18 protein-coding genes are annotated in these 13,798 nt (G+C 57.5%); 11 read left to right on the top strand and 7 right to left on the bottom strand.

Translation table 11 applies throughout. The annotated features are described in order from the left end of the window. Positions 1 to 209 precede the first annotated feature (209 nt). Positions 210 to 1,013, top strand: a complete 804-nt coding sequence (locus tag ACRZ9U_RS09195) for an FkbM family methyltransferase (RefSeq protein WP_170404176.1) — start codon at positions 210 to 212, stop codon at positions 1,011 to 1,013. A 106-nt stretch (positions 1,014 to 1,119) separates the two neighbouring features. Here ACRZ9U_RS09195 and ACRZ9U_RS09190 read toward each other — a convergent pair whose 3' ends face one another. Next, on the bottom strand, positions 1,120 to 2,061 hold the full coding sequence (locus ACRZ9U_RS09190; RefSeq protein ID WP_170404783.1) for a LysR family transcriptional regulator: 942 nt from the start codon (positions 2,059 to 2,061) through the stop codon (positions 1,120 to 1,122). 65 nt (positions 2,062 to 2,126) lie between these two features. After that, complete coding sequence (locus ACRZ9U_RS09185; RefSeq protein WP_170404173.1) at positions 2,127 to 2,435, bottom strand: hypothetical protein; 309 nt, start codon at positions 2,433 to 2,435, stop codon at positions 2,127 to 2,129. Between the two features lie 244 nt (positions 2,436 to 2,679). Here ACRZ9U_RS09185 and ACRZ9U_RS09180 point away from each other — a divergent pair, with 244 nt between their 5' ends. Next, the gene (locus tag ACRZ9U_RS09180) at positions 2,680 to 3,234 is read left to right on the top strand and encodes an RNA ligase family protein (RefSeq protein ID WP_480901629.1); all 555 of its coding nucleotides are present in this window, start codon (positions 2,680 to 2,682) and stop codon (positions 3,232 to 3,234) included. An 87-nt stretch (positions 3,235 to 3,321) separates the two neighbouring features. Further along, a complete protein-coding gene (gene lepA, locus ACRZ9U_RS09175; RefSeq protein WP_170397199.1) occupies positions 3,322 to 5,121 on the top strand; it encodes a translation elongation factor 4 in 1,800 nt (599 codons plus the stop codon). A gap of 28 nt (positions 5,122 to 5,149) precedes the next feature. Here the strand turns inward: lepA and ACRZ9U_RS09170 are convergent, their stop codons facing one another. After that, positions 5,150 to 6,097, bottom strand: a complete 948-nt coding sequence (locus tag ACRZ9U_RS09170) for an aldo/keto reductase (protein WP_170397197.1) — start codon at positions 6,095 to 6,097, stop codon at positions 5,150 to 5,152. A gap of 187 nt (positions 6,098 to 6,284) precedes the next feature. On the opposite strand from ACRZ9U_RS09170, the gene ACRZ9U_RS09165 reads away from it, so the two are divergent. Both ACRZ9U_RS09165 and ACRZ9U_RS09160 read left to right on the top strand, forming a co-directional pair. Beyond that, a complete protein-coding gene (locus tag ACRZ9U_RS09165) occupies positions 6,285 to 6,605 on the top strand; it encodes a hypothetical protein (protein ID WP_170397195.1) in 321 nt (106 codons plus the stop codon). A gap of 130 nt (positions 6,606 to 6,735) precedes the next feature. Further along, positions 6,736 to 7,185, top strand: a complete 450-nt coding sequence (locus tag ACRZ9U_RS09160) for a hypothetical protein (protein WP_170404170.1) — start codon at positions 6,736 to 6,738, stop codon at positions 7,183 to 7,185. 228 nt (positions 7,186 to 7,413) lie between these two features. Here ACRZ9U_RS09160 and ACRZ9U_RS09155 read toward each other — a convergent pair whose 3' ends face one another. From ACRZ9U_RS09155 to ACRZ9U_RS09145, 3 genes are all read right to left on the bottom strand, one after another. Then, positions 7,414 to 7,695 (bottom strand): type II toxin-antitoxin system Phd/YefM family antitoxin, encoded by a 282-nt coding sequence (locus tag ACRZ9U_RS09155; RefSeq protein ID WP_170404165.1) that lies wholly within the window; start codon positions 7,693 to 7,695, stop codon positions 7,414 to 7,416. Between the two features lie 829 nt (positions 7,696 to 8,524). Beyond that, positions 8,525 to 8,662 carry an entericidin A/B family lipoprotein gene (locus tag ACRZ9U_RS09150; RefSeq protein ID WP_010443271.1) on the bottom strand — a complete coding sequence of 46 codons (138 nt, stop codon included), beginning with the start codon at positions 8,660 to 8,662 and terminating at the stop codon, positions 8,525 to 8,527. Positions 8,663 to 8,761: 99 nt separating this feature from the next. After that, the gene (locus tag ACRZ9U_RS09145) at positions 8,762 to 9,103 is read right to left on the bottom strand and encodes an ArsR/SmtB family transcription factor (RefSeq protein WP_170397190.1); all 342 of its coding nucleotides are present in this window, start codon (positions 9,101 to 9,103) and stop codon (positions 8,762 to 8,764) included. A 309-nt stretch (positions 9,104 to 9,412) separates the two neighbouring features. Between ACRZ9U_RS09145 and ACRZ9U_RS09140 the strand changes: the two genes are divergently transcribed. The 6 genes from ACRZ9U_RS09140 to ACRZ9U_RS09115 all read left to right on the top strand — a co-directional run bounded on the left by ACRZ9U_RS09140 (position 9,413) and on the right by ACRZ9U_RS09115 (position 13,154). Further along, positions 9,413 to 10,045, top strand: coding sequence for an ATP-dependent Clp protease proteolytic subunit (locus ACRZ9U_RS09140; RefSeq protein WP_039970058.1), 633 nt, complete (start codon positions 9,413 to 9,415; stop codon positions 10,043 to 10,045). Between the two features lie 136 nt (positions 10,046 to 10,181). Beyond that, positions 10,182 to 11,447: an ATP-dependent Clp protease ATP-binding subunit ClpX gene (gene clpX, locus ACRZ9U_RS09135; protein ID WP_170397188.1), complete on the top strand. Its 1,266-nt coding sequence runs from the start codon at positions 10,182 to 10,184 to the stop codon at positions 11,445 to 11,447. 62 nt (positions 11,448 to 11,509) lie between these two features. Further along, positions 11,510 to 11,872 carry a RidA family protein gene (locus ACRZ9U_RS09130; RefSeq protein WP_170397754.1) on the top strand — a complete coding sequence of 121 codons (363 nt, stop codon included), beginning with the start codon at positions 11,510 to 11,512 and terminating at the stop codon, positions 11,870 to 11,872. 79 nt (positions 11,873 to 11,951) lie between these two features. After that, complete coding sequence (locus ACRZ9U_RS09125; RefSeq protein ID WP_010443266.1) at positions 11,952 to 12,335, top strand: NADH:ubiquinone oxidoreductase subunit NDUFA12; 384 nt, start codon at positions 11,952 to 11,954, stop codon at positions 12,333 to 12,335. Positions 12,336 to 12,345: 10 nt separating this feature from the next. After that, a complete protein-coding gene (gene mlaD, locus ACRZ9U_RS09120; protein WP_170397186.1) occupies positions 12,346 to 12,798 on the top strand; it encodes an outer membrane lipid asymmetry maintenance protein MlaD in 453 nt (150 codons plus the stop codon). Next, complete coding sequence (locus tag ACRZ9U_RS09115; protein WP_170404162.1) at positions 12,795 to 13,154, top strand: DUF2155 domain-containing protein; 360 nt, start codon at positions 12,795 to 12,797, stop codon at positions 13,152 to 13,154. The genes mlaD and ACRZ9U_RS09115 overlap by 4 nt, the downstream gene beginning before the upstream one ends. Here the strand turns inward: ACRZ9U_RS09115 and aat are convergent. Beyond that, the gene (aat, locus tag ACRZ9U_RS09110; RefSeq protein WP_170404159.1) at positions 13,118 to 13,750 is read right to left on the bottom strand and encodes a leucyl/phenylalanyl-tRNA--protein transferase; all 633 of its coding nucleotides are present in this window, start codon (positions 13,748 to 13,750) and stop codon (positions 13,118 to 13,120) included. The genes ACRZ9U_RS09115 and aat overlap by 37 nt on opposite strands. Between the last annotated feature and the right edge of the window lie 48 nt (positions 13,751 to 13,798).

The raw sequence follows: 13,798 nt of genomic DNA, 5'->3' as shown, positions 1-13,798 counted from the left end.
ATTCCTGATGCACGCACGAGGCTGTCATCAGCACACATAAATCTCCAAGCTCCAAGAGCGACTACAGCCAGCTAATCCAAGTGAGTTAGACATATGATCACAGGCACGTTTAACCAGCTGAATACCCCAAAGGTTAGTGACAAAAAATGAACGACGAGCGCGCGCTGTTCCTGCACGAAGTTCTGTCACCGGAAAGACTGACGCGGGTGGTGGATGTGGGTGCCAATCCTCTTGGCGCTACCCCATATTCAACCCTCCTGAAGAACCGCATATGCGATGTCTGGGGTTTCGAACCACAGCAAGATGCATTTGCACGGCTCTCTGAAGAGGGAGGAGAAAATGAAACCTATCTTCCTTATGCGATCGGCAGAGGAGGAAGTGAGCGCCTTCATGTTTGCAAGGGAAGTGGCTTCACTTCGCTATTCGAGCCCAACCCCGACTTCATCAGAGTTATGGGAAGGTGGCCCAGGCAAATGCGGGTCGAAGAAGTTGTACCAATAACCACCCATCGGCTGGACGACCTGAAAGAGCTGCCAGAGTTCGATCTGCTGAAGATTGACGTGCAGGGCGGAGAATTGGACGTATTCAGGAATGCGCGCGAAAAACTCAAGAATGCGGTCGCTGTGATATCCGAAATCGCCATGGTTCCGCTTTACAAGGGTCAGCCACTGCTTGACTCACAAATGAGTGAGTTGTCTGCGCAGGGATTTCATTTCCACAAGTTTCTTTTTCTAAAGTCTATGGCGGTCAAGACCCGTGCCTCGTCCCGCCTGAAGATGCGCGCTATGCGCAATCAGGCCATTGATGGCGACGCCGTGTTCCTGAAAAGGTTCTTCGCACTGGAGGACTCACCGACAGAAAGCTTGAAACATCTTGCGATCCTGGCGGACGCAGTGTTTCAAAGCCCCGATGTCGCACTTATGGCTCTGGAAGTGCTGGCTGATCGCGACGTTGTCAAAGAGGCTGAACTGGACGCCTACGAGGCGTTAGTAGAAGCTGAATTCAGCAGGTAAGAACAGCCTTTATTCCGGACATACTAACGCTCATCAAACGTCTTTTGGTTTGCAGGACGGATCACGCATGGCTCAAATAAAAGAGCCTGGATGCTCACTTTCCGGTTCACCCCACCACCTTCAACTGACCAGCTAACCACGGCAATTGCGCAATCGCTGGATCAACGATCTGGCTGCGCATCAGGCGTCGGATCATGTCGGCCACCTCCTGAGGTACCTGATCGGACCAGTCGGTCCGTGTAAACAAGGAAATGGTGCGTGCGAACTCACCGAACGGGGCAGGGTGCGCCTCCATCCCGTCGTGGAAGCGGGCGGCGCGCATATAGCCCAGCGGCGTGGTAATCGCCCAGCCGAGGCCGCGCGCAACCATCGCCATCAGCGCGAGGTGTGAGCCGATTTCGAACCGTTCCTCGAACTCCAGCTGCTGCCGGGCCAGATGGCTTTCGATCTGACGGCTGATCAACTGCTCGCGGGCATAGCGCAGAAAGGGCAGATCCTGCACTGGTTGCGCAACGCCCTTAGGCGCGACCAGAATGAACGGATCCTGCACCAGCGGATATTCGACCACGCCCTCCAGCACCTCGCCAGAATGGGCCGAGACCGCCATGTGCAGGCGCTGCGCTTCCAGCTCGGCAAACAGGTCCAGGCTGGGCAGCGTGATCAGCTTGAATTTCGACCGGGTCAGACTGTCGGCCAGCAACGTCGCCAATCGCGGCGTCAGGTCGTTGTCGAAATCGTCGATCAAGCCGATGGACAGGGTGGTCAGATGCCCCAGATCCATCACTGCCAGTTCGCCTTGCGCCATCTGCAACTCGGCCAGCACTGCCTCGGCCCGCGCCAGGAAACTGCGGCCGGCCTGCGTCAGTCGCATCGGTCGCCGCCCGTGATCCACCAGATCGGTGCCCAAAGCCTTTTCCAGATTGCGCAACTGCTGGGAAACCGAGGGCTGGCTGAGCCCCGTGATCTCGGCCGCCTGCGCCACCGATCCGGTCCGCGCCAGCGCCTCGAACACTTCAAGGCCCCGCAGGGTCAGCCCTTTCATCACCATCGCACATACCTTTCGCTGCGCCATTTCTGAGGCGCAGCGGGCATCAGGTCAAGGATTGACAGGGCTCAGTTGCAGATCGCTTGCGCCATCTGGCCAAAGTTCTGATACCGATCCCACAGCGCATCATCGCGCGCGGTCTGCGACATCTTCAACTCCTGCGCCTGATGCGGATTGGTGAACCACTTGGCGACGGTCTTCTGATCACTACGCGTCAGCGCCTGATCCGCCACGCGCTGAATACACCGGCACCGCGCCCGCGTCGCCGCTTCACGGTCTGATGCCAGACACGCCCGCTTGATCTGCGCCGCGTCCACTGTGTGGGCCACCGACGTCAGCGATGCCGCACAAAATGCGATTAAGAGGAACTGTTTCATACTCGAGCCTCGTTTTTTGCCTGCCCGGACGGGTCTTATGCCCCTCTCGGTCTGCGGCGGAGTATGAATCAAAGTGGATTCGGGATCAATTGGGTGGTTCGAAAAAGTGATTGCACGCGGCTGGGATGTCGCGTTTTCTAGCCAGACATTGTTTAAATCTCTTTCATGAGACCACTATGCTTAAGAAATACGGGCGCACTTCCATCTGCCGGAGTCTCCCGGGGCGACCAGCGATGATAAGATCATGTCCAGCGTTGATAAACTGGCTTCGGCTGATGAGGTCGTCTTCACCGAAAAACTGGACGGTGAGAATACAACGATTCATAGTCAGGGCTGCCACCCCCGCAGTATTGACGCGCGTTACCACCCGTCCCGAGATTGGATGAAGGCCTTCGCTACCGGAATTTCGCCACAGCTTGACGAAGATGAGCGCATAGTCGGTGAATATCTGTTTGCGCGCCACTCGATAGCGTACTCGGCGTTGCCGACTTATTTCCTGGGCTTCGCCTGGATCAAGGCAAAGCGCGTGCAATCGTGGGACGCGACGCTTTCACGCTTTCTCGAGCTGGGGATTGCTGCCGTTCCCGAACTCTATCGCGGACGGTTCTCTGTTAAGGTTCTGGCAGATGTGATCGCGGGCCTGGATCTGGATACTCAGGAGGGTTTTGTCGTTCGCGCAACTGCAGCGTTTAACGAAGAAGACATGCCCACTCACCACGCGAAATACGTGCGCGGGGGTCACGTGCAGAGTGATACGCATTGGATGAACGCGGAGTTGGTCAAAAACAGGTTGCTCTGAACGGTCAGAGGCCTCGCAATCAAAGGGTTTCGCTGGGGCTTCGTCCCACCTTGACCACAGCCCATTTCCGACGCATATCCCCAACCCATGACAGACCTCGCTCATATCCGCAATTTCTCCATCGTCGCGCATATCGACCATGGCAAATCCACCCTTGCTGACCGGCTCATCCAAGAGACCGGAACGGTTAAGGATCGCGACATGAAGGAACAGCTGCTCGACAGCATGGATATCGAGCGTGAACGCGGCATCACCATCAAGGCCAACACGGTTCGCATCGACTATACCGCCGACAATGGCGAGGCTTATGTGCTGAACCTGATCGACACGCCCGGCCACGTGGACTTTGCCTATGAGGTCAGCCGGTCCATGCGTGCGGTCGAGGGCTCGCTGCTGGTCGTGGACTCGACCCAAGGGGTTGAGGCTCAGACGCTGGCGAATGTCTATCAGGCCATCGACGCCGATCATGAGATCGTGCCGGTGCTCAACAAGATCGACCTGCCAGCGTCCGATTGTGACCGCGTCGCGGAGCAGATTGAGGATGTGATCGGCATCGACGCGACCGACGCCATTCAGGTCAGTGCCAAGACGGGGCAGGGCATCCACGAAACACTTGAGGCCATTGTGCAGCAGCTGCCCGCGCCGCAGGGCAATCTCGACGCGCCGCTCAAGGCGATGCTGGTGGATTCATGGTACGACGCCTATCTCGGCGTCATCGTTCTGGTCCGCATCATGGACGGCACGCTGAAAAAGGGCATGCGGGTCAAGTTCATGTCGAACAACACCCTGCACCATGTCGACCGCGTTGGTGTCTTCCGGCCCGAGATGGAGATGGTCGACTCGCTTGGCCCCGGTGAGATCGGCTTTCTCACCGCCTCAATCAAACAGGTCCGCGACACCCGCGTCGGCGACACCATCACCAATGACCGCAACGGCACCGAAGAGGCCCTGACGGGATTCAAACCCGCGCAGCCGGTGGTGTTCTGCGGCCTCTTCCCCGTCGACAGTTCCGAATTCGAAGACCTGCGCGATGCGATCGACAAGCTGGCGCTGAACGACGCCAGCTTCAGCTTTGAAATGGAAACCTCGGCCGCGCTTGGCTTTGGCTTCCGCTGCGGCTTCCTTGGCCTGCTGCACCTTGAGGTCATCCGAGACCGAATCGAACGCGAATATGATATCGAGCTCATCACCACCGCGCCGTCGGTGATCTATCACGTCTACATGAAAGACGGCGAGATGATCGAGCTGCACAACCCCGCCGACATGCCTGATCCGTCCAAGGTCGACCATATCGAGGAACCGCGCATCAAGGCGACCATTCTGGTGCCCGACGAATACCTCGGCGACGTGCTGAAACTCTGCCAGGACCGCCGCGGCATCCAGTTGGACCTGACCTATGCGGGCACCCGCGCCATGGTCGTCTATGACCTGCCGCTGAACGAGGTCGTCTTTGACTTCTACGACCGCCTGAAATCGGTGACCAAGGGCTATGCCTCGTTCGACTATCAGATGACCGGTTATACCGAGGATAATCTGGTCAAGATGTCGGTGCTGGTGAATGACGAACCGGTCGACGCGCTGTCGACCATGGTTCACCGCGACCGGGCCGAGATGCGGGGCCGGGCGATGTGCGAAAAGCTCAAGGACCTGATCCCGCGCCACATGTTCAAAATCCCGATCCAGGCCGCCATCGGAGGCAAGGTCATCGCCCGCGAGACCCTCTCGGCCCTGCGCAAGGACGTGACCGCCAAATGCTACGGAGGCGACGCCACGCGGAAACGCAAACTGCTGGACAAGCAGAAGGCGGGTAAGAAGAAGATGCGCCAGTTCGGGAAAGTGGATATCCCGCAGGAGGCGTTTATTTCAGCGTTGAAGATGGACAGCTAAGGCTGTCCTTCCTCTCCGTTGATCGGTTCTATACGGCCTCAGGATCAGCGTCACTCTGACCAAGTTCCGCGAGTTCACTCCAAACCGCTCTTGGGATATCCCAATCCGCCCATTCGAGTGTTTGTCTCACATGCTGTGGCCAAGTCACTCCACACACCGTTGACGCAATTTTTGCGTCCCGCATCGAGAATTGCAGCGCTAAGGCGCCTAAGGGCACGTCATAGCGGGCACAGATTTCCTCAACCGCGCGCACAGGTGCGAGCGTTTCTTCTGTTGCTGGCCGATAGACGTAGAAATGATGGATTGCGCTGCCTCTGGCCAAGATTCCGCCGGCGTAAGGCGCTGCGTTCAACACCGTAACGTCCTTCGAGTTGGCCAGTTCGATCAGCGGCGCCGCATTCATGTTTACAAGCGTGTGCCGGTTGTGAGTCATCACCACGTCGAAATCCCGTTCGCGCAGCATTGGCATCAACACATCCAACTGCCCGCCCGCCAGACCAACTGCAGTTGCCAATCCTTCCTCTTTAATTTTGAATAATTCGTCCAGCGCACCTCCGCTGCGGGTAATCTCAGTTACGTCACCAGCGTATTCCGGGTCGTGCAGATGAAGGATGTCCACGCGATCTACCTCAAGAGCCTTGAGGCTTTGTTCAAAGGACCGCCGCGCTTGGGCGGCGTCGAAAACATTCGTTTCCATGTCACGGTCTACTTTTGTGGACAGAACGCGGCCTTTCGGCCAGCCACCGAGTTCACGGATGACACTCCCGATGCGCTCCTCGCTACGCCCCAACGCATAGCCTCGGGCGGTGTCGATAAAACCGTCGGGCCGGGCAAGTATGGCACGTATGGTCTCGCGCGCCCTATTCTCATCAACTTCGTAACCGTAAATCTGTGGAATGTTGCCTATACCGGTTGATCCAAAGCCAATTCGTGGGATTCGCACTCCGGTTTGACCTATTTCGCAAAGTGTTGTCATTGCACCCCTCCCCAGTCGCATATGAATAATTGAATTTTGAACAGGTCGACCCATCACTGCAAGTTCGGGGGCAAAAAAACACAAGAAGAAAAGCGAGAATGGAACCTGAAACTGTGACCCACCTCACAGCCCTAAATCAGCCCATCTGCTACAGTTGACCTAACGGCAACCTTTGCAGGAGGCCCTTGTGTCTACATCGCTTGTTCCCCTTATCGCTTTTGGATCAGCAGGCCTTTATTCCGTTGCCATGATCGCGATGAAGTTCTGGTGGAAACTCCCCGGCGTGGGTCTTGGTCTACTGATCGTCGCGACCCTGCTGGCCGGGGCCACGCTGGAACTCGCCGCGCTGCGCGAGGAACGGCTGGGCATCATCTATACCGGCATTCTGGGGGCCGAGGTGGTTCTGATCGCCATCGCCTCATTCTTTCTGTTCGGCGAGAACTTCTCGTATCGCGAGGCGGCAGGTATCGGTCTGGTCATCCTCGGCACCGCGCTGGCCTGGGCCTGACGCTAACATTACCGGTTCATGAAGTTTCCCTTAGGTAAGTTGTAACCGGCGCACCTCCGCCCAATCTGTATGCCACAGCAAGGATGTTCGCTTTTGAACTCCAAAGGGTCGCTTTCAGGAGGAGATCCCCATGACCAGATATATGACCGCCGGAGCCGCCGCTCTGGCCACGTCCCTCGCCCTCGGAACCGCAGCACTGGCCGATACCACACCGGATCTGCGCGGCACGTGGTTGGGAAGTTATACGACCGTGCAGCCCAGCCATTATTACAAGGGGGATCAGCCCCGCTTTAATCAGGCCGAATGGATGCTCGACGTCCAGATGCAGGAAGACAATGTCTTCTGGGGCCCCAGCAAATGGCGCCGTGAGGGCGACACTGAATGGAATGAATACGAGGCCACCGGAACCATCAGCCTCGATGGGTCTGGCTCGATCGGCATCGTTGAAACTTCCCCGCTGGTGATTGGCGCCAATGCGTTGATCGATGCGCGGTACGAGGATGGCAAGATCTTTGCCGATTTCCGTAGCCTGCGGAACGGAACGACCTACAGCACCGTTCTGGAACGTCAGGTGAACTGAAGCGTTTCCGGCCCGATCGGATGTTAAAGGGGGTTAATGCCGCTGAGATTTGTGACTGCGGCAGGAGTAGTAGGTACCCCGGTCAGGTCGGAGCGCTTCTCATAAACAACAGTCTCCACAGGGAGGCGACGGGCCGGGCGGCGATCTCGCCGCCCGCGACAGGGTCCAGACCCCCGCGTTTGAGAATGCGGCGTTCCTCGGCTCGGGTCATCTGGATCTCGCGGACCTTCAGCGCGGCGTCGCGCGCGGTGAGGTAAGAACCGTCCGGCCCAGGTTCCATCCCCGGAATACCACGCCCTTCGACCACCACCCGCGCAGCCCGCTGAGCGGGTGTTTGCGTCCGATGGTGTCATCATCCATTAACTCCCAAATCCGCTGCGCCTCGTTCATCGACACCAGTGCGGCGATCGGTTTGCCATAACGGGTCAGCACGATCACTTGCCGGGGGTCTTGCGACAAGGTGGCCAGTTCGCCCAAACGGGCGCGGGCTTGAGAAATGGTCAGGCGCATAGGCGAATCTCCGGTTGTACGATTCGAAAGATTGGGGGCTTGAGTGTTGTACAACTCGGACAATACCCCCCCTAATTCAGCGCACGGGACCTTCGCAGGTGCAGAAACCAAGCGAATTCTGGCCCGAGATCCATATTTGACTTTTTCCATCTCCAAGCCTGCGCGATGACGCGAATTCTCGGGTTATCCACATGGCTCTCCCGGCGGATATCAACAGCTTATCCCCGTCTAATTTTTATGCTGCAGTGCTATTTTCTTGCCGGATCATGACGCTGATGTAACAGTCTGGTTACTGCTTCTGATCTTCGGAACAGGGGCGGGACGCAAGGGCCAAGGGGGCCGCAGCAGCGAAGGCGGATTTTAGGATTTGTTTGTAGTTGCAATGGCTTACCGGTGGTGGAGCAGGTGGTCTGGGCTTCGGTTCGGGTTAAATGCTCAGCCTCTCAGAAGGTCCGCGCGGACTGCGACGCGACATAGCGCGTGTGGCAGTGGCCAAAGTCCCTTCGGGGGCCGAGGCAACTGGACCGGGAAGCCCCTCGGGCGGAACGGACCGGCAAGGCGTCAGGAGTGTCCGCAAGGATGCATGCAAAGACCGCGTCTGAGCACCTGACGCCTTTTCCTTTTTGAGAACCCAAGGTTCATACAGGCTACCACGCACCACCCTCCGGACCAGAACGGGGTTCTTTCGCTTGCGCAAAAGAACCCCGTCAAAGTGTCAGAAATGCAATGCCGCGTCTATGCACCTGTACCGGCACACTACTCGGGTTGGGTCGGTGTGGCAACTACATATTGCGTGTAAGCGTTGCCTGAACGCAACATCCCGTCACGATCAGATGTTTTCCTGAACGTCCTCGGCCGCGTTCTGGATGGCATCTCCGGCGTTTTCGATATCTTTGCCAGCGCCCTTTGCGGTTTCGCATGCGGTCAAGGTGAACAGGGCCAGGCCAATCAGAATTGCGCGGATCATCGGTTGCTCCATAAGTGCTTGTTTCGAATTGACTAGCAGCTTTCCCGGGCCATAGCTACAGGTTTTGCATGGCCGATTTCGAAGGGCTAAATACTAGGCTCAGGTCGCATCCTGAGCGCAAAACAGTTCGTACACCACTTCCAGTATTCGGGCTGGTCGATCATCTGCCAGCCGGTAATATATCGCCTTGCCTTCGCGACGAGGAACAACCAGCCCCTCAAGTCTGAGCCGCGACAGTTGCTGAGAAACGGCGGCTTGGCGGGCCGATAGCAATTGTTCCAGTTCAGTAACGGATTTCTCGCCCGAGACGAGGTGACACAGGATCATCAAACGCCCTTCGTGGCTTATGGCCTTCAGAAAGTTCGACGCGCGCGTTGCGTTTTCAACCATCCGGTCAAGGTCGCCGGGTGACATATCCTCGGTCATTTGCGGAAAAGCCATGATCGTATTCCCTCGTTAGTGCCGCCGAATCCCGACGCCTGACCGGCGCCGCATCCGCAGCGAGAACTCTTGGTACAATTTCCAGGCATGTATTTCCATATGCATGGATCAAAATAGCGTGATGTAACCAGCACGTTTCCGCGCAATCCGTCAACCGACCTGTAGCGGCGTGTGCATTCGGGTTGTGCAGGTAGACGGAATTCGTGGGAACGTTCGGCCCCCCTTGCAGCCCCCCTGTGGCGGCACTAAGACTCGGGTAACTACTCTTCGGGTAATGTCCCGATCCATCGCAAAACAGGCAGGTTCCGAATGTTCGATCCAGTTGATACATATATGAACACACTCGTCCCCATGGTCGTCGAGCAGACCAGCCGGGGCGAGCGCGCATACGACATCTTCTCGCGCCTTCTGAAAGAGCGGATCATTTTCATCAACGGCCCCATCCATGACGGTATGAGCCATTTGGTGGTCGCTCAGCTGCTGCACCTTGAGGCGGAAAATCCGAACAAGGAAATCTCGATCTACATCAACTCTCCCGGTGGCGTGGTCACCAGTGGTTTGTCGATTTACGACACAATGCAGTATATCAAGCCGAAATGTTCCACATTGGTGATCGGTCAGGCGGCGTCGATGGGTTCGGTTCTGCTGGCCGGGGGCGAGAAGGGAATGCGCTTTTCGCTGCCTAACAGCCGGATCATGGTGCACCAGCCCAGCGGCGGTTATCAGGGCCAGGCGAGCGACATCATGATCCACGCGGCCGAGACGCAAAAGCTGAAAGATCGCCTGTATGACATCTATGTGCGCCATACCGGGCAGACCAAAAAGGCGGTTGAAAAGGCGCTGGATCGTGACAATTTCATGAGCCCGGAAGAGGCCAAGGATTGGGGCCATATCGACGAGATCGTCGAGAACCGCGCCAAGATGGATGGTGACGAGGCCTAGGTTCAAATCCGCGCGCGTCCGGCGTGAGGGATGATTTTGAGATTGTAGCTGCCAGAACGCTGGCCTAAGCTGCAGGCATATACGGCAAGCGCGGCCCTTGAGAGGGGCCGCTGAGACGGAGCCCGAGGGGTAAAGCATGGCGACGAATTCAGGCGGTGACGGCAAGAACACGCTCTATTGCAGCTTTTGCGGCAAAAGCCAGCATGAGGTGCGTAAGCTGATCGCAGGCCCGACCGTGTTCATCTGCGATGAGTGTGTCGAGCTGTGCATGGATATCATTCGCGAGGAAACCAAGGCCAGCGGTCTGAAATCCTCGGACGGTGTGCCAACGCCCAAGGATATCTGCGAAGTGCTGGATGATTATGTGATCGGTCAGGCCACCGCCAAGCGGGTGCTGTCGGTTGCGGTACATAACCACTACAAGCGTCTCAATCATGCCCAGAAAGCGGGCAGCGATATAGAACTGGCAAAATCCAACATCTTGCTGATTGGCCCCACCGGCTGCGGCAAAACCCTGCTGGCGCAAACGCTGGCGCGGATTCTGGACGTGCCGTTTACGATGGCGGACGCGACCACGCTTACCGAAGCCGGTTATGTGGGTGAAGATGTTGAAAACATCATCCTCAAACTGCTGCAGGCCAGCGAATACAATGTCGAACGCGCACAGCGCGGCATCGTCTATATTGACGAGGTCGATAAGATCACCCGCAAGTCTGAAAACCCTTCGATCACCCGCGATGTATCGGGCGAGGGCGTTCAGCAGGCCCTGCTGAAACTGATGGAAGGCACCGTGGCCAGCGTTCCGCCGCAGGGTGGGCGCAAACATCCGCAGCAGGAATTCCTGCAGGTGGATACCACGAACATCCTGTTCATCTGTGGCGGTGCATTCGCCGGACTAGACAAGATCATTGCACAGCGTGGCAAAGGCTCGGCCATGGGCTTTGGTGCCGACGTGCGTGACAATGACGAGCGCGGCGTGGGCGAGATCTTCAAGGATCTGGAACCCGAAGACCTGCTGAAATTTGGCCTGATCCCCGAATTCGTCGGCCGACTGCCGGTTCTGGCGACGCTGGAAGATCTGGACGAAGACGCTTTGGTCACCATCCTGACCAGCCCGAAGAACGCTCTGGTCAAGCAATACCAGCGGTTGTTTGAGTTGGAAGATGCGGAACTGGCCTTTACCGATGATGCGCTGAAGGCGATCGCCAAGAAAGCGATCGAGCGTAAAACCGGTGCACGTGGTCTGCGTTCTATCCTGGAAGACATCCTGCTGGATACAATGTTCGAACTGCCGGGCATGAAGAACGTGACCGAAGTTGTGGTCAACGAAGAGGCTGTGACGTCGGACTCTCAGCCTTTGATCATCTACGCAGACGCGGCGGAATCGGCTTCGGCGGGTTGAACCGCATAGATTAATGCACACACGGCGCGGCAATGTCCGCGCCGTTTTCGTTTGAGGACACGATGACAGTAAGACGTATCTCTTCGGGTGGTGAGTTTGAAGCCAAGGTTGGCTATTGCCGCGCGGTTGTCGCGGGTGGTTGGGTTCATGTTGCGGGAACCGTTGGGCAAGGTGAAACGGTCGTGGAGCAATGCCGCTCGGCGCTGTCTATCATCGAAAACGCGCTGGCCGAGGCGGGTGCTTCATTCTCTGATGTCGTGCGCATCACTTATATGCTGCCGGATCGAACCGAATTTGAACCTTGCTGGCCCATTCTGGCCGAAACCTTTGGTGCGAACCCTCCTGCAGCGACGATGATCGAATGCGGATTGATCGATCCGAAATACCGGATTGAAATTGAAGTCACCGCTATCCTGCCGGAATGACGCAGGTAGCGCTGGCAGTACTGGACCTTAGCGTGCCTTTGGTCCATATCTTCGGTGACAGAAATGCCGGAGGCAGCCGATGGGAATCCTGAACAGTCTTTTGCGGGCCGTGACCTGGTGGAACGGGGCCACCCTGAACACGCAGTTCTACACTGCGCGCAAGGGGATCAAGGTCGGTGAGGACGACGAGGGCAACGTGTTCTATCGCAATGCCGACGACAGCAAGCGCTGGGTGATTTTCAATGGCGAAGCCGAGGCCAGCCGGATCGATCCCGATTGGCATGGCTGGCTGCACCGCACATGGGATGAACCGCCTACCGATAAACCTCTGGCGCACAAGTCCTGGGAAAAACCGCATCAGGAGAATCTGACCGGCACCGCGCTGGCCTATGCACCTGCCGGTTCTCTGCGTCGTGCCGATCCGGTTGAACGTAGCGATTACGAGGCGTGGAGCCCGGAATAAGCGAGGCCTGATGTCTACTCATACGAAGACCGAAGTTATCGTCGGCGGTGCCGTGCTGGCCTGCGCCATTGCGTTCGGTGTCTACGCCAGCCAATCCACAGGCCTGTCTCAATCCGGCGCAGGATACGAGCTGGGCGCGTCTTTCCGCTCGCTCGAAGGTGTGGGCGTTGGCACGGATGTACGCCTTGCCGGGGTCAAGATTGGGACGGTGACCGGCGTTACGCTAAACTCTGATACGTACCGCGCGGACACCCGATTTTCCGTGGCAGATGGTATTCTTATTCCAGACGATAGCGCCGCTGTGATTTCTTCCGAAGGCTTGCTGGGTGGCAACTTTGTTGAGGTTATGCCGGGCGGTTCCCCGTTCTATTTTGAGGCGGGTGATGAGATTACCGATACGCAAGGCGCGGTCAGCCTGATCTCGTTGCTGGTCAAATTCGTGGCCGGGGACGGAAGCGAATGATCCGCCCTGCACTGGTGGCTCTGATAGTCACCGCAACCGGAGCTGCTGCGCAGCAAAAGGTCGAATCCGGCCCTGGCGCAATGTTGCGCGGGTTGGACAAGGTCAGCGGGCAGACGGTGGACATCGAAATGCAGAACGGCGAGACCACGTCGGTCTTTGGTCTGGATGTCGCGCTGGGTGATTGTCGCTATCCAGCCGACAACCCGACAGGTGACGCCTTTGCCTATCTGACCATCTGGGAACAGGGTAAGGCGCAGCAGCTGTTTGATGGCTGGATGATTGCGACCTCACCCGCGCTGAACGCGTTGGATCACGCCCGCTACGATGTCTGGGTGATACGTTGTATCACACCCTGAGGGGTCTGCTGCAGATCAGCGGTGAAATCTGCTTTCAGGTCAAGCGCTTGTTTCAATTCGCTATGATAAACCGCACGCGGGATCTCGATCGCGCCCAACGAGGCCAGATGCGCCGTCAGAAACTGCGTATCGAACAGCGTGAACCCGGTTTGGCGCAGTCGATCCACCAGATAGGCAAGTGCAATCTTCGATGCGTCCGTGCGACGCGAGAACATGCTTTCGCCAAAAAAGGCCGCGCCGAGGACTACGCCGTAAACGCCGCCAATCAGTGAAGCGCCGTCCCAGACTTCGAGGGAATGCGCGCGGCCGGTCCGGTGTAGTTCCTGATACAGATGGCGCAGTTCGGGATTGATCCAGGTATCCGATCGGTCGGCGCAGCCATCCACGACGCCCGCAAAATCGCGATTGATGCTTACCGAAAACCCACAGGTCCGGATACGCCGCGCTAGGCTGCGGGAGATGTGGAACCCATCCAGAGGGAACACGCCGCGAAACTTCGGGTCGACCCAGAACAACTCGGGGTCGTCGCGATGCTCAGCCATCGGAAAAATGCCGATGGAATAGCCATGGAGCAGAAGTTCAGGGGAAAGGCTCATGCCGGGTGCCTCGGGGCCGAAGGGGGGTTGTCCTTCGGCCCTTTGGTC

It is taken from the genome of Ruegeria sp. D7 (genome assembly GCF_056534355.1).
The sequence above is the reverse complement of the archived record's forward strand: the minus strand, read 5'-3'. Positions and strand labels throughout refer to the sequence as shown.

Excerpts from the sequence above, each read along its gene's own strand:
- ACRZ9U_RS09145 (WP_170397190.1), bottom strand. The coding sequence starts at position 9,103 with ATGGCTTTTCCGCAAATGACCGAGGATATGTCACCCGGCGACCTTGAC.
- mlaD (WP_170397186.1), top strand. The coding sequence starts at position 12,346 with ATGTCTACTCATACGAAGACCGAAGTTATCGTCGGCGGTGCCGTGCTG.
- ACRZ9U_RS09160 (WP_170404170.1), top strand. The coding sequence starts at position 6,736 with ATGACCAGATATATGACCGCCGGAGCCGCCGCTCTGGCCACGTCCCTC.
- ACRZ9U_RS09140 (WP_039970058.1), top strand. The coding sequence starts at position 9,413 with ATGTTCGATCCAGTTGATACATATATGAACACACTCGTCCCCATGGTC.
- ACRZ9U_RS09130 (WP_170397754.1), top strand. The coding sequence starts at position 11,510 with ATGACAGTAAGACGTATCTCTTCGGGTGGTGAGTTTGAAGCCAAGGTT.
- lepA (WP_170397199.1), top strand. The coding sequence starts at position 3,322 with ATGACAGACCTCGCTCATATCCGCAATTTCTCCATCGTCGCGCATATC.
- aat (WP_170404159.1), bottom strand. The coding sequence starts at position 13,750 with ATGAGCCTTTCCCCTGAACTTCTGCTCCATGGCTATTCCATCGGCATT.
- ACRZ9U_RS09180 (WP_480901629.1), top strand. The coding sequence starts at position 2,680 with ATGTCCAGCGTTGATAAACTGGCTTCGGCTGATGAGGTCGTCTTCACC.
- clpX (WP_170397188.1), top strand. The coding sequence starts at position 10,182 with ATGGCGACGAATTCAGGCGGTGACGGCAAGAACACGCTCTATTGCAGC.
- ACRZ9U_RS09185 (WP_170404173.1), bottom strand. The coding sequence starts at position 2,435 with ATGAAACAGTTCCTCTTAATCGCATTTTGTGCGGCATCGCTGACGTCG.
- ACRZ9U_RS09155 (WP_170404165.1), bottom strand. The coding sequence starts at position 7,695 with ATGCGCCTGACCATTTCTCAAGCCCGCGCCCGTTTGGGCGAACTGGCC.
- ACRZ9U_RS09150 (WP_010443271.1), bottom strand. The coding sequence starts at position 8,662 with ATGATCCGCGCAATTCTGATTGGCCTGGCCCTGTTCACCTTGACCGCA.
- ACRZ9U_RS09170 (WP_170397197.1), bottom strand. The coding sequence starts at position 6,097 with ATGACAACACTTTGCGAAATAGGTCAAACCGGAGTGCGAATCCCACGA.
- ACRZ9U_RS09190 (WP_170404783.1), bottom strand. The coding sequence starts at position 2,061 with ATGGTGATGAAAGGGCTGACCCTGCGGGGCCTTGAAGTGTTCGAGGCG.
- ACRZ9U_RS09115 (WP_170404162.1), top strand. The coding sequence starts at position 12,795 with ATGATCCGCCCTGCACTGGTGGCTCTGATAGTCACCGCAACCGGAGCT.
- ACRZ9U_RS09125 (WP_010443266.1), top strand. The coding sequence starts at position 11,952 with ATGGGAATCCTGAACAGTCTTTTGCGGGCCGTGACCTGGTGGAACGGG.